The sequence below is a fragment of the Pseudomonas sp. NFXW11 genome, assembly GCF_049887815.1.
Classification (GTDB): domain Bacteria; phylum Pseudomonadota; class Gammaproteobacteria; order Pseudomonadales; family Pseudomonadaceae; genus Aquipseudomonas.
On the sequence record NZ_JAGEKI010000004.1, the window covers coordinates 1 to 20,875 of the forward strand.

Here is a 20,875-nt window from a genome sequence, read left to right on the forward strand (position 1 = left end):
CAATCTGATCAACCACCGCCAATTTAAAGGACAGTGAGTAATCTCGTTGTGTGCGCTTTACACCTTGTTCCATCTGACTCTCCGGAAATTCGGGATGGGAGGTGTAAACCTTATTCAGGACGGGACAACGCGCAATAAAAAGCCCGCCTCCATGAGGCGGGCTTTTTTATGGGCGGGGCCAAGGTCAGCGCATCATGTCCTTGACCATCTGCTCCTGGTCCATCATCTCGCGCTGGCGAGCGTCGATCCGTGACGATAGCGGGAAGTTGCTGCCGGCCCGGCGCTTGGCGAAGTCCAGTTGCTGGATGGCCTGGCGGTAGTCGCCCACCAGGGCGAAGTACTCGGCGCGGGCCTGGTGCAGGCCGATGATATTGCCCGACAAACCGCGGGTCTCCGCCACCAGGTACCAGACATCGGGATCGTCTGGACGGCTCTTGAGCAGGCTCTCCAGGGCCTTTTCTGCATCCGCCGGGCGATTCTGCTTGAGCAGCAGGTCGACCCGGATCTGGTTCAGGGGGTAGTTGCCCGGGTACAGGTTGAGCATCCTCTCGACCCGGCTCTGGGCGTCCGGCAGGCGGCTGTTGGCCATGTCCAGTTCGATCTGGGCCAGGTTGTAGGTGACGTCGTTGGGCGACTTGGCCAGCAACGGCTTGAGATTTTCCCGCGCCTCGTTCCACTGGCTGCCCTTGATCTGGGCGATGGCCAGGCCATAGCGGGCGATGTCGTTCTTCGGGTTCTCGTCGAGCTGGGCGCGAAAACGCTTGGCCGCCAGGCCCGGTGACTCTTCGTAGTTCAACTGCACCCGGGCGCGGATCAGTTGGTAGCGCAGGCTATCCTCGGTACCGCCGAGCTTGGCCTGCTCCGCGCGGTTGCGGGTGTCGGCGATCCGCGATTCGGTGACCGGGTGGGTCAGGAGGAATTCCGGCGGCTTGGCATCGAAACGGTACTGGCGCATCAGGCGTTCGAACATGGTGGGCATCGAGCGCGGGTCGTAGCCGGCCTTTTCCAGATTGAGGATGCCGATACGGTCGGCTTCCTGCTCGTTCTGCCGGGAGAAGCGCCGCTGTTCCTGGATCGCCGCGGCCTGGGTGCCGGCGATGGTGGCGATCCCCGCGTCTCCGGCGCCGGCGGCGGCAATCACGATACCCGCCAGCAATGCAGCCATCATCGGCACCTGCATGCGCTGCTGGGCTTCGACACCACGGGCGAAGTGGCGCTGGGAAAGGTGCGCCAGCTCGTGAGCCAGTACCGAGGCGTATTCACCCTCGGTCTGGGCATTGAGGAACAGGCCACCGTTGACCCCGACAATCCCGCCCGGGGCGGCAAAGGCGTTGAGTTGCGGGCTGTTGATCAGGATGAATTCCAGGCGCCGGTCGTTGACCTGGCTGGTTTCCACCAGCTTGTAGACGCTGGTTTCGACGTAGTCCTTGAGCTGCGGGTCATTGAGTTGCGAGACCTGGCTGCGCAGCAGCGCCAGCCAGGCACGGCCCAGCTGGTATTCCTGTTGTGGGGAGACGATGGCTGAACTGGCATCACCGAGTGACGGCAGGTCGTCGGCGAAGCCCGGTGAGGCGAGCAGGCAAGCGAGCGTCAGCAGGGTAGGGCGCAGTAGATTCATGCACAAAGCCTTAATCGACAAAGGCTCTACTGTAGCTGGCCGTTGGTCCGGGAACCAGACAAAGGCGGTGAAAACTCCAGGGATAAAAAGTGCTTTCAGGCAAATTCCGGCGTCTACCTCATCAAGCCTTGGTTGTTGCGCAAAAGCGCTCTGGTGCCAGGCGTGTTTATTGTCGGCGGCTTGGGCCTTGCGGGGTATTCTAGACGCCTTGAATTCACGACCGGAGTACGCCAATGACCGATGTTGTCGCCCATGATGCCGAACTCGACGCCAGCGGCCTGAACTGCCCGCTGCCGCTGCTCAAGGCCAAGATGGAACTCAATCGCCTGGCCAGTGGCGCGGTGCTCAAGGTCATTGCCACCGATGCCGGTTCCCAGCGCGACTTCCGCACTTTCGCCCGCCTGGCCGGTCATACCCTGCTGCGCGAGGAAGACGAAGCCGGGGTTTACCGCTACTGGCTGCAAAAGGCCTGAACCACCTCACCGCTTCATCTTAAGGATCATCGATGTTCAAAGTGCTACGCGACTGGATACAGCGCTACTTCTCGGATGAAGAAGCGGTGGTGCTGGCGGTCCTGCTGTTTCTGGCCTTCACCGCGGTCCTGACCCTGGGCGGCATGCTTGCCCCGGTGCTGGCGGGCATGGTGCTGGCCTACCTGATGCAAGGGCTGGTGGTGACCCTGGAGCGCCTGCGGCTGCCCGGCGGTGCGGCGGTGGGGCTGGTGTTCGCCCTGTTCATGGGGTTGCTGCTGGTGTTCATCCTGGTGGTGGTGCCGTTGCTCTGGCACCAGTTGATCACCCTGTTCAACGAGCTGCCGGGCATGCTCGCCAAGTGGCAGTCGCTGCTGTTGCTGTTGCCCGAGCGCTACCCGCACCTGGTGTCTGATGAGCAAGTGCTGCAGGCCATCGAAGTGGCTCGGGGCGAAATCGGCAAGTTCGGGCAGTGGGCGCTGACCTTTTCCTTGTCCAGCCTGCCGTTGCTGGTGAACATCATGATCTACCTGGTGCTGGTGCCGATCCTGGTGTTCTTCTTCCTCAAGGACCGGGCGATGATCAGCCGCTGGGTCATTGGCTATCTGCCTCGGGAGCGCACCCTGATCACCCGGGTGGCCCACGAAATGAACCGGCAGATCGCCAACTACATTCGCGGCAAGGTGATCGAGATCGTTATCTGTGGTGGTGTCACCTACATCGCCTTCGTGGCCCTGGGCCTGAACTACGCGGCGCTGCTGGCGCTGTTGGTGGGGATTTCGGTGGTGGTGCCCTATGTTGGCGCCGTGGTGGTGACGGTGCCGGTGGCCTTGATCGCACTGTTCCAGTGGGGGTGGAGCGACCAGTTCATCTACCTGATGGCGGTCTACGGGATCATCCAGACCCTGGATGGCAACGTACTGGTGCCATTGCTGTTCTCCGGCGCGGTGAACCTGCATCCGGTGGCGATCATCTGTGCGGTGCTGCTGTTCGGCGGGTTGTGGGGATTCTGGGGGATTTTCTTCGCGATTCCCCTGGCCACCCTGTTCAAGGCGGTGCTGGATGCCTGGCCACGGCGGGACCCGATGGTGGCGCCGCTACTCTAGAGACAAACGGGGCGACTGATTCAGTCGCCCCGTTTGCGTTCAGGCCTGATGCAGGGCCTGGGCTGCGGCCAGTACGGCATCGACGTGGCCTGGAACCTTCACCCCGCGCCATTCCTGGCGCAGCACGCCATTCTTGTCGATCAGGAAGGTGCTGCGGTCCACGCCCAGGTATTCCTTGCCGTAGAGCTTCTTCAGCTTGATCACGTCGAACAGCTGGCACACGGCCTCGTCCTTGTCGCTGATCAGCTCGAAGGGGAACTCCTGCTTGCACTTGAAGTTCTCGTGAGACTTCAGGCTGTCGCGGGACACACCAAAGATTTCGGTATTGGCGGCCTGGAAGGCGGCGTACTGGTCGCGAAAGCCCTGGCCCTCGGTGGTGCAGCCCGGGGTGCTGTCCTTGGGATAGAAGTAGATCACCACTTGCTTGCCCTTGAGGCCGGACAGGCTGACAGCCTGGCCGCTGGTGGCAGGGGCCTGGAAGTCGGTGACGGGTTGGTCGATGGCAACGGCCATGGGAGCCTCCTTACATGGGGTTCTGTGGGCGCCAGGGTTCGATCAGGGCGTCGAGGTTCATGGCATCGGCAAAGTCCAGGAACTGATCGCGCAGCCAACTGATCTGGGTGCCGGCGGGCAGGGTCACGGTAAAGGTGGCGTTGAGCATGGTGCCGCCGGTTTGTGGCGCCTGGTAGGTGTCGCAGGTCAGGTTCTCCAGCTCGACCTGGTGGTCGATAAAGAACTGGCACAGCTCGTTGACGATGTCCGAGCGGTACGCAGCGCTGACATAGGCAACATAAGGCAGGGCCTGAGGGCGGCTTTCCAGGGCGGCGCTGCGCACCACGTTGACCGTGAAGGCGTGCTTCTTGGCTAGGAACGGCAGGCCGCTTTCCAAGCGGGCCAGGGCGTCCCAGCTACCGGAAACCTCCAGCACCAGGGCACTGCACTCGCCATGCCGGGTCAGACGCGAGGTCACCACTGCGCAGCGGTTTTCGTGGCTGGCGCGGCACAGCACGTTGGTCAGCTCCATGGGGTTGGCGCCAAGGGCACTGATGACAAGGAATTGTTCGCGAACTGTGGGGGTGGACATGCAGCATTCCTAAAGCGATGAGCGGTCGATACTTTGACAAACCAGTGCCGGGAGGCACGCCGCAGGCGGATTCCCAGAGCCCTGAAGCGCAAGCCGGCAGCGGGCCCCGAAACTCCCGGAACACAGGCTGGCAACGCAGGAATGGGGCTTTTGGGATCCGGCAGGCAGGCGATAACCCGGTCTACATGCTTATCAGTGTCGATCAAAGCCTGAAGGGTAGCGAAAACCATCGCTCAGGGGAATGCTCACGGCGCGGGACTTCGCTTGTGCAAGGAACTTGGCGCCAGTACCATTACCGCTCTCTTTTTCCGGCAGGAGCGGTTGCATGATTGCGGGCAGTATGGTGGCACTGGTCACACCCATGGATGCACAGGGGAATCTCGACTGGGACAGCCTGAGCAAACTGGTGGACTTCCACCTGCAAGAGGGCACCAACGCCATCGTGGCGGTCGGCACCACAGGTGAATCGGCCACTTTAGATGTCGACGAGCACATCGAAGTGATCCGCCGCGTGGTGGACCAGGTGGCAGGGCGCATTCCGGTGATTGCCGGCACCGGCGCCAACTCCACGCGTGAAGCGATCGAGCTGACCACCAATGCCAAGGTCGCCGGCGCCGATGCCTGCCTGCTGGTTACCCCGTACTACAACAAGCCGACCCAGGAAGGCCTGTACCAGCACTTCCGCACCATCGCCGAAGCCGTGGACATTCCGCAGATCCTCTACAACGTGCCGGGCCGCACCGCTTGCGACATGCAGGCCGCGACCGTGATCCGTCTGTCCAGCGTGAAGAACATCATCGGCATCAAGGAAGCCACCGGCGACCTGCAGCGGGCCAAGGACATCCTGGCCGGCGTGCCGAGCGATTTCCTGGTGTACTCCGGCGACGACGCCACCGCCGTCGAACTGATCCTGCTGGGCGGCAAGGGCAATATCTCGGTAACCGCCAACGTCGCGCCACGGGCCATGAGCCAGATGTGCGCCGCCGCCATGGCCGGTGATGCCGCCAAGGCCCGGGCGATCCACGAGACCCTGATGCCGCTGAACAAGACCCTGTTCATCGAATCCAACCCTATTCCCGTGAAATGGGCCCTGCACGAAATGGGCTTGATGCCGGACGGTATCCGTCTGCCGCTCACCTGGCTCAGTGCCGCCTGTCACGAACCGCTGCGGCAGGCCATGCGCCAGTCCGGCGTCCTGGTTTAATTGAGGAAGTACAACGCATGAAGCGAATGGCCGGACTTTCCGCACTAGCCTTGATTATCTCCAGCACCAGTGGCTGCGGTTGGATCTGGGGCCCGGAAGGCTACTTCCGTGACCGCGGTAGCGATTACCTGCAAGCGCAACGAACCGCACCCATGCAGTTGCCACCGGATGTGCAGACCTCCAAGCGTCTGGACCCACTGCTGCCGATCCCGCGCAACGTGGCCGATGACAACGTCAAGGGCGAATACGAAGTGCCTCGTCCACTGGCACTGTCGTCGATCGCCGATGCCAGCGACTACAGCCTGCAGAAGAGCGGTGATTCCCGTTGGGTCATGGCCCAGCATCCACCGGCCGAAGTCTGGCCAGTGGCGGTGCAGTTCTTCCAGGACAACGGTTTCCGCCTGGATCAGCAGCGTCCGCAAACCGGTGAGTTCACCACCACCTGGCAGCGTGCCGACGAGCTTTCCGCTGCCGTGGCCAAGCGCCTGAGCAGCGCCGGCGTCGCCGCCGACAGCGAAACCCGCGTGCGGGTGCGTATCGAGCCGGGCGTGCAGCGTAATACCAGTGAAGTCTATGTGGTCAGCGCCGAGCGTCCTGCCGGCAGCACGGCCGATGTGGCGTTCACCAACCGTTCGGTCAACACCGGCCTGGATGCAGCACTGGTGGACGACCTGCTGGCAAGCATGGGGCGCACCTCCGAGAAGGGCGGTTCGGTTTCCCTGCTGGCCGCGCGTGACTACGACACCCCGAGCCGGGTCAGCCTCAGCGAAGACGGCAGCGGCAACCCGGTGCTGAACCTGGGCGCCGACCTCGATCGTGCCTGGTCCAGCGTTGGCCGTGCCCTGGAACAGGGCGAATGGCGGGTTGAGGACATCAACCGCAGCCTGGGCCTGTACTACATCAACCTGGCGGAAAAAGCCGAGAAGAAGAACGACGAGCCGGGCTTCTTCGGCAAGTTGTTCGGCAGCAAGCCGGCCAAGGAAGAGATCGAAGCCCGTGCCGAACGCTATCAGGTTCGCCTGAGCAAGGTGGGCGACAACGTCCAGGTGACCGTCGAGAAGAACATCAACACCGTGGCGCCGGCTGAAGTGGCGCGCAAAGTGCTGGGCGTGATTCAGGACAACCTGGGCTGATCGAATGCGTTTTGCCGTTCTCGGCAGTGGTAGCCAAGGGAATGGCACGCTGATCGCCAGCGCCGACACCTGTGTCTTGGTCGATTGTGGTTTCTCCCTGCGGGAAACCGAGCGGCGCCTGCTGCGCCTGGGAATCCATCCCGCGCAGTTGAGCGCCATCCTGGTAACCCACGAACATGCCGACCATGTGCATGGCGTGGGTTTGCTGTCTCGGCGCTACAATCTACCGGTCTACCTCAGCCAGGGAACCTTGCGCGGGATGCGCAAGCCGGTGGAGGCCGCGGGTTTGCTGCAGGCAGGCCAAAGGTTGCAGATAGGTGCCTTGGGCGTCGAGGTAACGGGTGTTGCCCACGATGCACTGGAGCCTACACAGTTCGTCTTCAGTGACGGCCAGAGGCGCTTTGGCCTGCTGACCGATCTGGGCTCCTACTGCCCTGGCGTGCTGGAGGCCTACCGTGGCCTGGATGCCTTGATGATCGAGGCCAATCATTGCCGGGACCTGCTGGCCCGGGGTCATTACCCGTACTTTCTCAAGCAGCGGGTCGGCGGCGATCGAGGACATTTGAACAACCACCAGGCCGCAAGCCTGGTGGCCGAATTGGGATGGCAGGGCCTGCAACACCTGGTCCTGGCCCATCTGAGCAGCAAGAACAACCTGCCGCAGCTGGCCCGGCAATGTTTTGTCGACACCCTCGGGTGCGACCCGGACTGGCTGCAACTGGCCGATCAAGATTCAGGGCTCGACTGGCGCCACATCGCCTAGCCCATCTACTTAGCAAGCGGAGCCCATCATGGAAAAACGTGAAGAACTCTACCGCGGCAAAGCCAAGTCGGTTTACAAGACCGATGACGCCGACCGCTTGATCCTGCTGTTTCGCAACGACACTTCGGCGTTCGACGGCAAGCGCATCGAGCAGCTGGACCGCAAGGGGATGGTGAACAACAAGTTCAACGCCTTCATCATGCAGAAACTCGAAGCTGCCGGCGTGCCGACCCAGTTCGACAAGCTGCTGGGCGACAACGAGTGCCTGGTGAAGAAGCTCGACATGATTCCGGTGGAGTGCGTAGTGCGCAACTACGCCGCCGGCAGCCTGGTCAAGCGCCTGGGTGTGGAAGAGGGCATGAAGCTCAACCCCTACACCTTCGAGCTGTTCCTCAAGGACGACGCCAAGGGCGACCCGTTCATCAACGAATCCCACGTAGTGGCGTTCGGCTGGGGCACCACCGAGCAACTGGCGCGCATGAAGGAGCTGTCGCTCAAGGTCAATGACGTCCTGAGCAAGCTTTTCGACGACGCCGGCCTGCTGCTGGTGGACTTCAAGCTGGAGTTCGGTGTGTTCAGCGACGGCTCCATCGTCCTGGGCGACGAATTCAGCCCGGACGGCTGCCGCCTGTGGGACAAGGACACCAAGAAGAAGATGGACAAGGACCGCTTCCGCCAAGGCCTCGGTGATGTGATCGAAGCCTACGAAGAAGTGGCCCAGCGCCTCGGCGTACCGCTGTAATCGACGCAAGCATCTGATAGCACGGAAAAATTTTGCTCGGGGGCTTCGCATCCGGCAAAGGTGCTGTTATGATGCGCGCCGTTGGAGAGATGCCAGAGTGGCCGAATGGGACGGATTCGAAATCCGTTGTACCTTCACCGGTACCTAGGGTTCGAATCCCTATCTCTCCGCCATTATTGAACAAGACTAAGCCCCTGTAATCGTTAACGGTTACGGGGGCTTTTTCGTTTCCGAAGTTTTGTTTAGGGCGTCTTCAGGGCGTAGATGCTGACGGCTTTGTACTTCAGTCTCTGCGTCACGTTAGTGCGTTCTGGCGCTTCAGTCAGTCTTCTAGCAACGCCAGTGAGTGCCGCTAAGGGTGTAGTCGTTCTGCTCAAGTGTCCGGCTGCAGTTATCGCGCGCGCTGGGTGGCAGTTCAGTACGGCAGTGCCAGAGACCTCAAAATGAATTGGTCAGGCTACATATTGTTTAAGCGCGAGAATGGATTGGATTACTCCCCGGTGTCTGGGTAGTGCAAGTGATGCCATCTACCTGAACAATCCTTGGGATCGAGACTCATTTCTAAACCCAAGCATTTTTTACGCGATACTTGTCTTGCTTTTGGTGCCCCAGAACAGCCTGACTTCTGAGCTTTGGTCTCGGGACATTCGGCTAGTCAGGGTGATACAAAGGCTTATCTTTGGGCGGTGCAGAAACGATTAACCCGAAGCATGACGCAGCGAGCGGTTGAACAATGTGGCGACAAGCATCACGCATCAAGGCATCGCGCTCCCAGCCATTTCCGAGCAGGGTATTGATCGTATTGTCGAGGCGCCGGCCAGGGCCGTATTTCAACTGTGGGATTAAAGGAAACAGTTTGATAGCATCCGGCCACCTATTTTGACATTGCTAGGGATGTGGCTAATGAACAAGAAAATTTTAGGATTGCTGGTCGGCATGGGCTTACTTGGAGGTGCAGTCAGTGCTTCTGCAAGCGAGAACCTCTTCAAGTCATATGCCTATGAATCTCCTATTTCCGCATATAAAAAATCAAAGGGTTACTACGACTGCTCTGAAGATATTGGTGGAAAGGCATTGTGTTTGGATGATGTTGATTTTCTGGGCCATAAATTCACCGCAGCGCTGATTTTTTCTAACTCAAAGTTGATCATGGTGTCGTTGCTTACTTCATATGATCAAAGTCTTTACGCTACAACCATGGGTTCTATCGGCAAGACTTTCAGCTTGTCGGCGCTTGCGGACGGTAAGTCTCAACTGGATATGGTCCAGTTGGCATCCAAAGCCTCGAGTCGTGAGGAGTTCGCTTCTAAGGTTTCTAACTATGAATCTGCTGCTCTGAATGGCGGCAATTTGGTTTACACATTCCTTGAGGGTGTTGATAGAAACAAAAAATACACAAGCCTCACCAGCCTTCTGGATGGCTCTCCTGAGAACATTCGAGCCGCTGAGGTTGTGCTGGCTGGTGAAGGGGCTGAGTCGGGAATGGTGATTCGCTTTAGTTTTCCAAAACTTGAAGCCCAAAAGGTTACGGCAGCAGCCAAGAAGCCTGTCGAATCTTTCTAAGGCAGTCCATGAAAAACAAAGCCCCGTATCAGCGGGGCTTTTTTGTTTCAGGCTTTCGGCCGTTGCAAGGGCTGGTTGTGGTGCTGGTCAATGAGTGTTTGACATATTTGATTTGTGATCACATATTGTCGAGCACAAGAACCACAACAGAGGTCCATCCCATGTCCGAAGGTCCCATTCCTCTTCCCACCTTGCGTCAGGTTTCTCGCGATACCTTGCAAGAACAGGTGTATCGGCAGATTCGCGAAGCCCTGATGAGCGGGCGTTTCCAGCCCGGCCAGAAGTTGACCATCCGCGGCCTGGCCGAAGCCCTGGGCTCCAGCCCGATGCCGGTGCGCGAAGCCTTGCAGCGGCTGAGTGCGGAAAACGCCTTCGAAGTCACCGAAACCTCACGCCTGCGGGTACGCATGATGACGGTGGAGCGCCTGCGGGAGATCCGTGATGCACGGGTGGCCCTGGAAGGGCTGCTGGCGGAAAAGGCCGTGCAACGCCTGCAGAAGGTCGATATGCAGGAAATCACCGCGCTCTGCCGGCAGATGCAGAAGGCCGCCGATGAGGTGGATGTTTCGCGCTACCTGTGGACCAACTTTGCCTTCCACCGGCGCATCTACAGCGTGGCCCAGGCGGAGCTGACCATGGCCGCGGTGGAGAATTTCTGGCTGCACATGGGCCCCTGTTTCGCCCTGGTGGCGCCGGACAAGGCCCACCTGCAACGTTCCATGGAGGCCCACGACCGCATAGTCGCTGCCCTGGCTGCCGGCGATGCCCCGGCCGCCCGCGCGGCGGTCACCGACGACATCATGCAGGCGGCGGATTCTTTGGGCCGCTTGCTGGCCAAGAGCGGTGGCGCGGTGAAGAGCAAAGGAGGCCGGGCATGAGCATCCTCCAGCGTTTGCAGCCTTATCCGGGGTTGCGGGTAATGATTTCCGGTGGCGCCGCGGGTATCGGTGAAGTGCTGGCCGCGGCCTACCTTGAAGCCGGTGCCCAGGTGCATGTATGCGATGTCAGCGAAGCCGCCCTGGCGGCTTTTCGCGATCGCTACCCCCAGGCCCTGGCCACCCGCACCGATGTCGCCGATCCGGCGCAGATCGAGGCCTTGTTCAAGCTGCAGGTTGAGCAGTTCGGCGGTCTCGATGTGCTGGTCAACAACGCCGGCATCGCCGGGCCGACGGCGGGCATCGACGCCATCAGCGATGCCGACTGGCAGCGCACCCTCGATATCAACCTGACCGCGCAATACCGTTTCGCCCACCATGCAGTGCCCCTGCTCAAGGCTTCGCGCCACGCTCACCTGCTGCATATCGCCTCGGTGGCCGGGCGCCTGGGCTATGCCTGGCGCACCCCCTATGCGGCCAGCAAGTGGGCGATTGTCGGGCTGATGAAGTCCCTGGCGGCGGAGCTGGGGGCCGACGATATCCGGGTCAATGCCCTGTTGCCGGGGATAGTCGAAGGGCCGCGCATGGACGGGGTGATTCAGGCCCGGGCAGCACAGGCCGGCGTGGCGGTCAGCCAGATGCGCCAGGAATACCTGGACAAGATCTCCCTCAAACGCATGGTCAGCGCCGAAGACGTGGCGGCCATGGCGCTGTTCCTCTGTTCGCCGGCGGCACACAACGTGACCGGCCAGGCCATCAGCATCGACGGCAACGTCGAATACCTCTAGCCGGCCACGCCTGCGAGGCACGTCGCTGACGCTGGTCAGCGGTGAACTGCATCAGCGACACCCTGGGATTTTTTTCATCAAGAATAAAAGTCGGAGTACCGTCATGCCTGGAAAAACACCCGTCATCATTACCTGCGCCGTTACCGGGGCGATCCACACCCCATCGATGTCGCCCCATTTGCCGGTCACTGCGAGGGATATTGCCGCCGAGGCCATCGCCGCCGCCGAGGCCGGGGCGGCCATTGTCCACCTGCATGCCCGAGACCCGGAAGATGGCCGGCCAAGCCAGGACCCCGAACTGTTCCGGGGTTTTCTGCCGCAGATCAAGGCTGCCTGCGACGTGGTGATCAACCTCACCACCGGCGGCGCGCCGACCATGGGCGTGGAGGAGCGCCTGCAACCGGTGCTGGAATTCAAGCCGGAGCTGGCCTCGCTGAACATGGGCTCGATGAACTTCGGCCTGTACGAAATGCTCAACCGCTACAGCGAGTTCAAGTACGACTGGGAACGCCCTTACCTGGAGCAGAGCGACGACCGGATCTTCCGCAATACCTTCCGTGATATCGCACATATCCTCAGCGCCTGTGCCGAAAATCGCACCCGCTTCGAGATCGAGTGCTACGACATTGGCCACCTCTACACCGCGGCGCATTTCCTGGAACGCGGCCTGCTCAAGACGCCGCTGTTCATTCAGTCGGTGTTCGGCCTGCGGGGCGGCATCGGCGGTCATCCCGAGGACCTGGCGCACATGCGCCGCACCGCCGACCGGCTGTTTGGCGATGCCTATCACTGGTCGATCCTCGGCGCCGGGCGCAACCAGATCCCCCTGGCAACCATGGGCCTGGCCATGGGCAGCCATGCCCGGGTCGGCCTCGAGGATTCCCTGTGGGACGGCCCCGGCAAGCTGGCGGCTAGCAATGCCGATCAAGTGCGGCGCATCCGTACGGTGATCGAAGCCCTGGGCGGTCGAGTGGCGACCGCAGACGAAGCCCGAGCGCTGCTGGGGCTCAAGGGGCGCGACCAGGTCGCCTTCTGATTCTGCAAGGCCCAGAGTCGGCGGCCCGGGTTCAAGGGCCGCTGACGATCCCGCATAACAATTACAAAGGGATATGCCCATGAACACCGCAAGCACCGCAACGCCCCGGGATCAGCAGCAACTGACCCGTCTGATGTTCCGCAAGCTCATGCCGTTGCTGATCGCGGCCTATGTCCTGAGTTTTCTCGATCGCACCAATATCGCCCTGGCCAAGCACCAGCTGGATGTCGACCTGGGCATTTCCGCCGCCGCCTATGGGCTAGGGGCGGGATTGTTCTTCCTCACCTACGCGCTGTGCGAGGTGCCGAGCAACCTGATCATGCACAGGGTCGGCGCGCGCTTCTGGATCGCGCGGATCATGGTCACCTGGGGGCTGATCTCCGCCGCCATGGCTTTTGTCCAGGGCGAGACCTCTTTCTATGTATTGCGCCTGCTGCTGGGGATCGCCGAAGCCGGCCTGTTCCCCGGGGTCATGCTGTACCTGACCTACTGGTTCGACCGCCAGCAGCGGGCCCGGGCCACCGGCTATTTCCTCCTGGGGGTGTGCCTGGCCAATATCATCGGCGGCCCGCTGGGTGCGGCATTGATGAGTATGGATGGCCTGTTGGGCTGGCACGGCTGGCAGTGGATGTTCTTGCTCGAAGGGCTGCCGGCGGTGTTTTTCGCCTGGGTGGTCTGGCAGCGCCTGCCGGACCGGCCGAGCCGCGCGCCTTGGCTGACGGCCGAAGAAGCCAGGAGCATCGAGCAACGCCTGGCCGATGAAGCCGACGAGGGCGCGGGGCAGGGGGGGCATTCGTTCCGGCAGTGCTTCACGCCACAGATCCTGCTGGCGATCTTTGTCTACTTCTGCCATCAGATCACCATCTACACGGTGATCTTTTTCCTCCCCAGCATCATCAGCCAATACGGCAGCCTGAGCCTGATGAGTGTCGGCCTGCTGACCTCGTTGCCCTGGATCGCCGCCGCTCTGGGCGCCGTGGCCCTGCCGCAACTGGCCAACAGCCCGCAGCGCTCCCGGCGCTTGCTGGTCTGCGGCTTGCTGGTGATGGCCGCGGGTCTGCTGATTGCAGCCTTTTCCGGGCCGGTGTTCAGCCTGCTGGGGTTCTGCGTGGCGGCGCTGATGTTTTTCGTGGTGCAGTCGATCATCTTTCTCTACCCGGCTTCGCGCCTCAGGGGCGCGGCGCTGGCGGGCGGTTTGGGTTTCGTCAACTGCTGCGGCCTGTTGGGCGGCTTTGTCGGGCCTTCGGTAATGGGCGCGATCGAGTTGAACACCGGCGATGCCACTAACGGTCTCAAGGTGATTGCGCTGGTGCTGGTCATGGCTGCCCTGGTCGCATTGCGCTTGCGTCAGGGCCAGGAGGATCACGAGCCGATCAGCCAGGGTGCATCGCCAAATCCGGCCCAGGCTGGCGTTGCGCGGGTTTCCCGGCAGCCTTGAGCAACTGAGCGCGGTTCTGCATGACCTCGACGCCCGGTGCAATGCACCGGGCGTTGTTGTTTGTGCAAAACCAGGACGGGTGGGGCGGTGTGCGATGCCTTGGTTGCCTGCATTTTTGTGAGTCAGATGTTTCTTGTTGAGTGGGTTATAAAGTTACTTGTAGTTGTAAGTTTTTTAACTACTTGCTGGGTAACTTTTGTCTGCGCTCTTCTGTTAGCTGGCAAGTATCGGTGAAGTGTATTTTCGAGATGTTTCTTGCCGATTAAGAGCGGGCTCCCTGGTAGATGAGGACTTATCTTCATTCTAAAGTTTATAACTCGTCGGTATGGTAGTGCCCACTCTTGAAGGGGCCAGGTACTGAGTATCAATTCCCTGTTTTGACAAGAGTCATAAGCCACTACTGGTTTGTGCGGAATGACCCAGCCAGTTGCAGTTGATTGTCCGGGTTGTTCCGGGAGTGCCTCTCGAACTGTTGCTCCTGAATAATCTTTATGGATAAGGGAATCAGATGAAACTTAAATCAATCGCGTCAATTGCGGCGTCCACCCTGATGTTGGCTGCCTTGACTCCGGTCGTGGCACAGGCCCAGAACAATACCGGTAACGTCGAGTTCCAGGGACAGATCACCAGCGTGAGTTGCCGGGTTCAGGTCGATGCCAATGGGCTGGACCGCGCGGTGCAATTGGGCGATGTCTCGCCGCTGGTCTTTGCCGACGGCATCGGCAGCGCTTCCGAGTTCAAGGAGTTCGATCTCTACCTCAGTGGCGATGGCTGCACGGATGGCTCCAAGGCCATGGTGACCTTCAACAACAGCGGTCATATCGACCCGGGCACCGGCAACCTCAGGCTTATTGGCCCGGGCAGTGCCACTGGCGTGCAGATCCAGATCCTCAACAACGCCGAGGGCAATATGGAAAAAATCGACCTGACCAAGAATGACAACCAGCAGGTCGCTGAAGTTTCCGGCAACAAGGCGTTGCTCAAGTTCAAAGCCTCTTATGTAGCAACCAGCACTGACATTACCGAAGGTCTGGGTAATTCCAATATCGATTTCATGGTCAGCTACTGATTGTTAACGGCTAAATAAGGGGTTGTCTCATGGCGCCGACAGCGCGTGTAATCCGTTCTCTCGTTATCGGCGTCTTCTTCTTTGCTTCCTCTCTGCCAGCCAGTGCAGAAATTGTCATCCACGGCACACGCATGGTTTATCCGGCCAATGCCCGTGAAGTGACCATGAAAATAAACAACCCGGGCAATAGCCCTGTGCTGATCCAGAGCTGGATCGATGACGGTGACCTGAACAAGACACCGGAGGAAATCAAGGTGCCGTTCCAGTTGGCTCCCACCCTCAGCCGGCTGGATTCCGGAAGCAGTGCCATGGTGCGGGTGGTCTATCTGCAAGAACCCTTGCCCAGCGACCGTGAATCGCTTTACTGGCTCAACTTACTCGAAGTGCCGGCGCAACGGGCCGAGGACTCCAACCGCTTGGCCTTCACCTTTCGCCATCGTCTCAAGCTGTTCTTTCGTCCCCAGGGACTGAAGGTCGATCCCCATTCCGCCGCCCAGAACCTGAGCTGGAAGTTCGAGGCTGCCGGACGCCTGGACGGTGCGACCAGCGGGCCGCTGGTGCCGGTGCTGCGGGTCTCCAATCCGACGCCTTACTACCTGTCCTTCAGCAAGATCGAAGTGCAGCGGCAGGGGCGGGTACAGGCCCTGGCACTGGGTACTGGCATGGTGGCGCCCTTCGCCCAAAGCGCTTTCGCCTGGCCGCAAGGCACTGCACCGGGGGCCAAGGAGATCTCTGTGCGCTTTGAAACAGTCAACGACTTTGGTGGGCGAGTGGCCCTGGAAAAGCCGCTGCTCTAGTCGATCCCGTCCTTAGCGGCACTGGCCTGCCGTCTCTAACTGCTGAATGCGTGGGTGCTGAATATGTTGAGCCTTGAGCTGCACGGGCGGGCGTTGCCTGCGCGTGAAAAAAGGTGGCTGTCATTGGGCTCGATGCCTTTTGTGCGAACTCTGTCGTTCCTGGCGGGGGCCGTGGGGATGCCGGCCCTGGCACAGCACATCACCGAAGGTGACTCCAGTGTGGCGCCGGAGCAGCCGGTATTTTTCGACACGCAGATGTTGTTCAAGGGCGACGGCACCTCGATCGACACCCAGCGCTTCGAACGCCCGGGGTACATCACTCCCGGCCGCTACCTGCTGGATCTGCGGGTCAGTGGCCAGTGGCGGGGGCTGGTGGAGATGGAACTGCGCGAGAGCGACGACCCGCAGGGCAGCCAGCCCTGTTACGACCGCGAACTGTTGCAGCAGTTGGGCATCGATCTGCAAAAGGCCGATGCCGCCCTAGGCGAAGGCAGCCATCCCCTGCAGGGAACGGAACGCTTCTGTGGCGAACTGGGCAGCTATATCCGCGGGGTTACCAGCAAGGTGGACATGGCCCAGCAACAGCTCGAGCTGTCGGTGCCGCAGTACTTCCTGGTGCCTGATGCGCTGACCACCTACATCGACCCGGCCAACTGGGACCCGGGCATCAACGCCGCGCGACTCAACTATTCCAGCAACCTGTTCAGCTCCCAGAGCCGTGGGCAACGCCGGACCAACGGCTACGCCGGGCTCAATATGGGGCTCAATGCCGGGGCCCTGCGCCTGCGCCACAGTGGCGCCCTGACCTGGTCGCCGGAAAACGGCAGCGACTACCAGCGCGGCTATATCTATGGCCAGACCGACCTCACCGACTGGCGTTCACAGTTGCTGGTGGGGGAGAGCGTGACCGAATCGGATCTGTTCGACTCGGTGTCGTTTCGCGGGGTCAAGCTGTTCAGCGACGACCGGATGCTGCCCATGTCCCAACGGCACTTCGCGCCGGTGGTGCGCGGCACGGCCAATACCAACGCCAAGGTGTCGATCTACCAGCGTGATTACCTGGTGTATGAAACCACCGTGGCTCCCGGGCCCTTCGAGATCGCCGACCTGCAAGCCGCGAGCTTCGGTGGCGACCTGCAGGTTACCGTCAGCGAAGCCGACGGCCAGCGACGCAGTTTCACCGTGCCCTTCGCCACCATGGTGCGCCAACTGCGCCCGGGGCAGTCACGCTACAGCCTGACCGCTGGCCAGGTGACCCATGCCGCGGGCCGGGGCCTGCACCAGTATGTGCTGCAAGGCACCCTGCAACGGGGGCTGGACAGCCGCTTCACCGGCTATGTCGGCAGCTCCCTGACCGGCAGCTACATGTCCGGGCTGATCGGCGCGGCGCTCAACACCGAACTGGGCGGCTTCGGCCTGGACCTGACCCAGGCCAGCACCCGAGTGCCGCAGCACGCCAGCCAGCAAGGCTCGAGCCTGCGCCTGTCCTACAGCAAGCACCTGCATGACAGCGGCACCCAGTTCTCCCTGCTCGCCTATCGCTATTCCACCAGCGGTTACCTGGGGCTCAGTGACGCCATTGCCCTGGAAGACCGGGTCAGGCACGGCGGCAGCTACCAGTCGTTCGCCCGGGTTCGCAACCGGCTGGATGCCAATATCAACCAGCGGCTGGGCGAGGGCGGCGGCAGCTTTTTCCTCACCGGTTCTTCGCTCAACTACTGGAACCGCAGCGGTCGGGCCCAGAGCTACACCCTGGGCTACAGCGACCAACTGTGGGGCAGCAGTTATTCCCTCAGCGCCCAGCGGCTGCGGGGTTCCAGTGGCCTGTCGAGCGGGCGCGACAACCGCGAGAACACCCTCTACAGCTTCAGCCTGTCGATCCCCCTGGGGGCCCAGAGCCGCCGCGCGACCCAGCTCAATGCCTATATCAACCATGACCAGCAGACCGGCGCGCACTATTCCACGGGGCTATCCGGCTCCGTGGGCGAGCGTGGTGATCTTTCCTATGGCCTGTCGGTGGCCCACGACGCGCAACCCGGCGACACCTCGGGCAACGCCAACCTCAGTTACTACCTGCCCCAGGTGTCCCTGAGCTCGAGCTATTCCCAGGGCCGCGACTACCGCTCCCAATCCCTGGGCGCCTCCGGCGGCATGCTCCTGCATTCCGGCGGCCTGACGCTGTCGCAGACCCTGAGCGAAACCGCGGCGCTGGTGCATGCGCCCCATGCCGAGGGCGCCGGCGTGGGTTACTCCGGCGGGCGGGTGGACAGAGCCGGTTATGCGGTGTTGCCGAGCCTGACGCCTTATCAGCTCAACACCGTCGACCTGGACCCCAGCGGCATCGACGACGACGTCGAGGTGCAAGTCAGTTCACGCAACGTCGCGCCGCGGGCCGGTGCAGTGGTCCGGCTCTCGTACCCGACCCGCAGGGCCCGGGCCTTGCTGATCGACAGTCGCCAGGTCGACGGCCAGCCGCTGCCCTTTGCCGCCCTGGCGCTGGATGCCCAGAGCGCCGAGGAGCTGGGCGCGGTGGGCCAGGGCAGCCGCCTGGTGCTGCGCAGTGAAAAGGACCAGGGGCAGATTCGCGTCGAATGGGGCCGTGAGCCCGGCGAGCAATGCCTGATCGACTATGTGCTGCCGCCGCGCAAGGCCGCTCCCGACGCCGGCCATGTACTGCTAGATCTGCCGTGCCGTGCGCTGCCGCAGTCCGATGCCCCGAGCCATCCGGAGTCGTCCTCTTGAACCGCCGGTTCACCCCGCGCAGCGCCCGACTCTATGCGCTGTTGCTGGTGTTCCTGAGCCTTGGGGCCAGGGCTGACCTGACGGTGGTTGGCACGCGCTTTATCTACCCCGCGGGGTTGCCGGCCCTGAGCATCCGGGTCGGCAACCAGGGCCTGGCGCCTCTGCTGTTGCAGGCCTGGCTCGACCGCGGCGATGCCAGCGTCGATCCCAGTGCCCTGCAGGTGCCTTTCATTCTCTCGCCGCCCCTGTCGCGGCTCGACCCGCAGCAGCGCGCCACTCTTTCGGTGCGTTACAGCGGCGAACCCCTGCCGGCCGATCGCGAATCGCTGTTCTGGCTCAACTTGCTTGAAGTGCCGTCCCTGCAAGCCGTCAGCGGCAACCAGCTGCGCATGAGCTATCGCCTGCGGATGAAGCTGCTGTATCGCCCCGAGGGCTTGGCCGGCCATGCCGATGAGGCGGTGCGGCAACTGTGCTGGCAGCTGCACGGTGCGGGGCAGACCGCTGGCGAGTTGCAGCTCAAGGCCAGCAATCCGACGCCTTATCACGTGTCCCTGGCCCAGTTGCACGTGCTCGGCGGCGGGGCCGAGGTGAGGCTGGAGGGGATCACGCTGGAACCCCTGGGCTCGACCTTGATTGCGCTGCCCGGCTTGCGCTCCCTGGCCGCGAGCACGGCGCAGGTTCATTACCAAGTGGCAACAGACAGTGGGGAGATGTTGAGTGGAAGTGCAGCGATACAACCTTAGTGGCATGCGCAGAAAGCCTGTTGCATTGAGGCTCCAGGGGCGCGCCATGCTGCTGTCGACCTTGGCCCTGGTGGCCTGGTTACCCGCCGAGGCGCAGGTACGGGTACCCGATGCCGGGGGCGCGATTCGGGATATCGAAGCCACCCAGCCGGCCTTGCCGGCCCCGGCAGATAAGGTGGACCTGGACCTGCCTCCGGTCGATCAGCCGCGTGCCGCAACCGACACCTCGGGCATACGCCTGCGGGTCAAGGCCTTCGTCATCCAGGGCAACCAGGTGTTCAGCAGCGAAGCGTTGCAGCAGCTGCTGGCGGACCTGCCCGGCCACGAACTGGACCTCAATGGCTTGCGCGCAGCGGCCGAGCGCATCACCGCGTATTACCGGGAACACGGCTACATCCTCGCCCGGGCCTTTCTGCCGGCCCAGGAAATCGACGCCGGGGTGGTACAGATCGAGGTCATGGAGGGGCGTTACGGGCACATCGAATTGCACAACGCTTCACCTGCCCTGGACCGGGTGATGCGCGGCCCGCTGTCGGCGCTGGACAGTGGCTCGGCGGTACGCAGCGCCGACCTGGAGCGCAGCCTGCTGCTGCTCAACGACCTGCCCGGGGTCAAGGCCAAGGGCACCTTGCGCGCCGGCCAGCAGCCTGGCACCACCGACCTGCGAGTGGATGCCCAGCCCGGGCCCTGGGCCAGCGGCAGCCTGGAGGCAGACAACTTCGGTGGCTACCACACGGGTGAATATCGCCTGGGGGGCAGCTTCAACCTCAACAACCCGCTGCGTCTGGGGGACCGGCTGAGCCTGCGGGTGCTGGGCAGCGACCGCGATCAGCGCTACCTGCGCAGCGCCTACCAGTTGCCCCTGGGGCCCAGGTCGACTCGGGTTGGCGCGGCCTATTCGCAGATGGACTACGAGCTGACCCGTAAGCGTATCAAGCGCCTGGAAATGAATGGCCGGGCCCGTGTCCAGAGCGTCTTTATCGTTCAACCCCTGGTGCGCAGTCGCGGCTTCGACCTCAGTGCCCAGCTGCAGTATGAAAACAAGCACCTGCGCGATGACATCGACCTGTTTGAACTGCGCCGGCGCAAGCATATCGAGCTCTGGACCCTGAGCCTGGATGGCAGCCGCCAGGACCCTTGGCTCGGTGGCGGCTACAGCCAGTTCAGCCTCGCCTATGGCAGCGGCCAGCTGCGCTTCGACGACCCCGCGCAACAGCGCGCAGACCGCCACAGCGCCGGTACTGGCGGCAGCTTCAGCAGGACCAACCTGCAACTGGCACGCACCCAGCGCCTGGGCCCGCGCTGGTTCCTGCGTGGCCAGCTGCATGCCCAGTGGGCCGCCAGCAACCTGGACAGCTCGGAAAAAATCAGCCTGGGCGGCCCCTACGGTGTGCGCGGCTACCCCCTGAGCGCCGGCGCCGGCGACCAGGGTTGGCTGGCCGGCCTGGAGCTGGGCTACGCCCTGACAGCGCGCTGGCAGCTCAGCCTGTTCACCGACCGCGGCTATGTAGAGATCAATCGCTTGCCCTGGACCGATGAGGCCAATACCCAGCGCCTGCAATCGGCGGGGCTGGGTGCCCGTTGGGCCGGTGATCGACGGCAACTCAGCCTGAGCAGTGCCTGGCCCCTGGATGGGCACCGGGCCGGGGATGGACCGCAGCGCCTGCCACGGGTCTGGGTGAGCGCTGCGCAGTATTTCTGAAG

The 20,875-nt window shown here is 62.1% G+C and carries 19 protein-coding genes and 1 tRNA gene; 17 read left to right on the plus strand and 3 right to left on the minus strand.

The window, feature by feature from the left end; translation table 11 throughout:
- Nucleotides 1–184: 184 nt before the first annotated feature.
- On the minus strand, nucleotides 185–1,618 hold the full coding sequence (locus J4P02_RS07840) for a M48 family metalloprotease (protein WP_426189013.1): 1,434 nt from the start codon (nucleotides 1,616–1,618) through the stop codon (nucleotides 185–187).
- 233 nt (nucleotides 1,619–1,851) lie between these two features.
- Between J4P02_RS07840 and J4P02_RS07845 the strand changes: the two genes are divergently transcribed.
- Together J4P02_RS07845 and J4P02_RS07850 are read left to right on the plus strand one after the other, a co-directional pair.
- Nucleotides 1,852–2,091 (plus strand): sulfurtransferase TusA family protein, encoded by a 240-nt coding sequence (locus J4P02_RS07845; RefSeq protein WP_426189014.1) that lies wholly within the window; start codon nucleotides 1,852–1,854, stop codon nucleotides 2,089–2,091.
- A gap of 32 nt (nucleotides 2,092–2,123) precedes the next feature.
- Nucleotides 2,124–3,194, plus strand: a complete 1,071-nt coding sequence (locus J4P02_RS07850; RefSeq protein WP_426189015.1) for an AI-2E family transporter — start codon at nucleotides 2,124–2,126, stop codon at nucleotides 3,192–3,194.
- Nucleotides 3,195–3,233: 39 nt separating this feature from the next.
- Here the strand turns inward: J4P02_RS07850 and J4P02_RS07855 are convergent, their stop codons facing one another.
- Both J4P02_RS07855 and J4P02_RS07860 read right to left on the minus strand, forming a co-directional pair.
- Complete coding sequence (locus tag J4P02_RS07855) at nucleotides 3,234–3,707, minus strand: peroxiredoxin (protein ID WP_426189016.1); 474 nt, start codon at nucleotides 3,705–3,707, stop codon at nucleotides 3,234–3,236.
- Between the two features lie 10 nt (nucleotides 3,708–3,717).
- Nucleotides 3,718–4,278 (minus strand): glycine cleavage system protein R, encoded by a 561-nt coding sequence (locus J4P02_RS07860; RefSeq protein WP_426189017.1) that lies wholly within the window; start codon nucleotides 4,276–4,278, stop codon nucleotides 3,718–3,720.
- Between the two features lie 325 nt (nucleotides 4,279–4,603).
- On the opposite strand from J4P02_RS07860, the gene dapA reads away from it, so the two are divergent.
- The 15 genes from dapA to J4P02_RS07935 all read left to right on the plus strand — a co-directional run bounded on the left by dapA (nucleotide 4,604) and on the right by J4P02_RS07935 (nucleotide 20,873).
- Entirely contained in the window at nucleotides 4,604–5,482 is an 879-nt protein-coding gene (gene dapA, locus J4P02_RS07865) for a 4-hydroxy-tetrahydrodipicolinate synthase (protein WP_426189018.1), read from the plus strand.
- A gap of 17 nt (nucleotides 5,483–5,499) precedes the next feature.
- Nucleotides 5,500–6,615: an outer membrane protein assembly factor BamC gene (bamC, locus tag J4P02_RS07870; protein ID WP_426189019.1), complete on the plus strand. Its 1,116-nt coding sequence runs from the start codon at nucleotides 5,500–5,502 to the stop codon at nucleotides 6,613–6,615.
- Between the two features lie 4 nt (nucleotides 6,616–6,619).
- Nucleotides 6,620–7,378, plus strand: coding sequence for an MBL fold metallo-hydrolase (locus tag J4P02_RS07875; protein WP_426189020.1), 759 nt, complete (start codon nucleotides 6,620–6,622; stop codon nucleotides 7,376–7,378).
- Nucleotides 7,379–7,406: 28 nt separating this feature from the next.
- Entirely contained in the window at nucleotides 7,407–8,120 is a 714-nt protein-coding gene (purC, locus tag J4P02_RS07880; RefSeq protein WP_426189021.1) for a phosphoribosylaminoimidazolesuccinocarboxamide synthase, read from the plus strand.
- A gap of 83 nt (nucleotides 8,121–8,203) precedes the next feature.
- A tRNA-Ser gene (locus tag J4P02_RS07885) sits at nucleotides 8,204–8,293 on the plus strand.
- 730 nt (nucleotides 8,294–9,023) lie between these two features.
- Complete coding sequence (locus J4P02_RS07890; RefSeq protein WP_426189022.1) at nucleotides 9,024–9,683, plus strand: hypothetical protein; 660 nt, start codon at nucleotides 9,024–9,026, stop codon at nucleotides 9,681–9,683.
- Nucleotides 9,684–9,844: 161 nt separating this feature from the next.
- Nucleotides 9,845–10,561 (plus strand): GntR family transcriptional regulator, encoded by a 717-nt coding sequence (locus J4P02_RS07895; protein WP_426189023.1) that lies wholly within the window; start codon nucleotides 9,845–9,847, stop codon nucleotides 10,559–10,561.
- Complete coding sequence (locus tag J4P02_RS07900; RefSeq protein ID WP_426189024.1) at nucleotides 10,558–11,346, plus strand: SDR family oxidoreductase; 789 nt, start codon at nucleotides 10,558–10,560, stop codon at nucleotides 11,344–11,346. Before J4P02_RS07895 ends, J4P02_RS07900 begins: the two co-directional genes overlap by 4 nt.
- Before the next feature lie 103 nt (nucleotides 11,347–11,449).
- Nucleotides 11,450–12,382: a 3-keto-5-aminohexanoate cleavage protein gene (locus tag J4P02_RS07905; RefSeq protein WP_426189025.1), complete on the plus strand. Its 933-nt coding sequence runs from the start codon at nucleotides 11,450–11,452 to the stop codon at nucleotides 12,380–12,382.
- Nucleotides 12,383–12,461: 79 nt separating this feature from the next.
- A complete protein-coding gene (locus tag J4P02_RS07910; RefSeq protein WP_426189026.1) occupies nucleotides 12,462–13,820 on the plus strand; it encodes an MFS transporter in 1,359 nt (452 codons plus the stop codon).
- 508 nt (nucleotides 13,821–14,328) lie between these two features.
- Nucleotides 14,329–14,889, plus strand: a complete 561-nt coding sequence (locus tag J4P02_RS07915) for a fimbrial protein (protein ID WP_426189027.1) — start codon at nucleotides 14,329–14,331, stop codon at nucleotides 14,887–14,889.
- A gap of 29 nt (nucleotides 14,890–14,918) precedes the next feature.
- Nucleotides 14,919–15,686 (plus strand): fimbrial biogenesis chaperone, encoded by a 768-nt coding sequence (locus J4P02_RS07920; protein ID WP_426189028.1) that lies wholly within the window; start codon nucleotides 14,919–14,921, stop codon nucleotides 15,684–15,686.
- Between the two features lie 177 nt (nucleotides 15,687–15,863).
- The gene (locus J4P02_RS07925; RefSeq protein ID WP_426189474.1) at nucleotides 15,864–18,428 is read left to right on the plus strand and encodes a fimbria/pilus outer membrane usher protein; all 2,565 of its coding nucleotides are present in this window, start codon (nucleotides 15,864–15,866) and stop codon (nucleotides 18,426–18,428) included.
- Entirely contained in the window at nucleotides 18,425–19,171 is a 747-nt protein-coding gene (locus J4P02_RS07930; protein WP_426189029.1) for a fimbria/pilus periplasmic chaperone, read from the plus strand. The genes J4P02_RS07925 and J4P02_RS07930 overlap by 4 nt, the downstream gene beginning before the upstream one ends.
- 46 nt (nucleotides 19,172–19,217) lie before the next feature.
- Nucleotides 19,218–20,873 (plus strand): ShlB/FhaC/HecB family hemolysin secretion/activation protein, encoded by a 1,656-nt coding sequence (locus tag J4P02_RS07935; protein ID WP_426189030.1) that lies wholly within the window; start codon nucleotides 19,218–19,220, stop codon nucleotides 20,871–20,873.
- Nucleotides 20,874–20,875 lie beyond the last annotated feature (2 nt).

Coding starts and splice junctions, on each gene's coding strand:
- J4P02_RS07840 (WP_426189013.1), bottom strand. CDS start 1,618: ATGAATCTACTGCGCCCTACCCTGCTGACGCTCGCTTGCCTGCTCGCC.
- J4P02_RS07845 (WP_426189014.1), top strand. CDS start 1,852: ATGACCGATGTTGTCGCCCATGATGCCGAACTCGACGCCAGCGGCCTG.
- J4P02_RS07850 (WP_426189015.1), top strand. CDS start 2,124: ATGTTCAAAGTGCTACGCGACTGGATACAGCGCTACTTCTCGGATGAA.
- J4P02_RS07855 (WP_426189016.1), bottom strand. CDS start 3,707: ATGGCCGTTGCCATCGACCAACCCGTCACCGACTTCCAGGCCCCTGCC.
- J4P02_RS07860 (WP_426189017.1), bottom strand. CDS start 4,278: ATGTCCACCCCCACAGTTCGCGAACAATTCCTTGTCATCAGTGCCCTT.
- dapA (WP_426189018.1), top strand. CDS start 4,604: ATGATTGCGGGCAGTATGGTGGCACTGGTCACACCCATGGATGCACAG.
- bamC (WP_426189019.1), top strand. CDS start 5,500: ATGAAGCGAATGGCCGGACTTTCCGCACTAGCCTTGATTATCTCCAGC.
- J4P02_RS07875 (WP_426189020.1), top strand. CDS start 6,620: ATGCGTTTTGCCGTTCTCGGCAGTGGTAGCCAAGGGAATGGCACGCTG.
- purC (WP_426189021.1), top strand. CDS start 7,407: ATGGAAAAACGTGAAGAACTCTACCGCGGCAAAGCCAAGTCGGTTTAC.
- J4P02_RS07890 (WP_426189022.1), top strand. CDS start 9,024: ATGAACAAGAAAATTTTAGGATTGCTGGTCGGCATGGGCTTACTTGGA.
- J4P02_RS07895 (WP_426189023.1), top strand. CDS start 9,845: ATGTCCGAAGGTCCCATTCCTCTTCCCACCTTGCGTCAGGTTTCTCGC.
- J4P02_RS07900 (WP_426189024.1), top strand. CDS start 10,558: ATGAGCATCCTCCAGCGTTTGCAGCCTTATCCGGGGTTGCGGGTAATG.
- J4P02_RS07905 (WP_426189025.1), top strand. CDS start 11,450: ATGCCTGGAAAAACACCCGTCATCATTACCTGCGCCGTTACCGGGGCG.
- J4P02_RS07910 (WP_426189026.1), top strand. CDS start 12,462: ATGAACACCGCAAGCACCGCAACGCCCCGGGATCAGCAGCAACTGACC.
- J4P02_RS07915 (WP_426189027.1), top strand. CDS start 14,329: ATGAAACTTAAATCAATCGCGTCAATTGCGGCGTCCACCCTGATGTTG.
- J4P02_RS07920 (WP_426189028.1), top strand. CDS start 14,919: ATGGCGCCGACAGCGCGTGTAATCCGTTCTCTCGTTATCGGCGTCTTC.
- J4P02_RS07925 (WP_426189474.1), top strand. CDS start 15,864: ATGCCGGCCCTGGCACAGCACATCACCGAAGGTGACTCCAGTGTGGCG.
- J4P02_RS07935 (WP_426189030.1), top strand. CDS start 19,218: ATGCTGCTGTCGACCTTGGCCCTGGTGGCCTGGTTACCCGCCGAGGCG.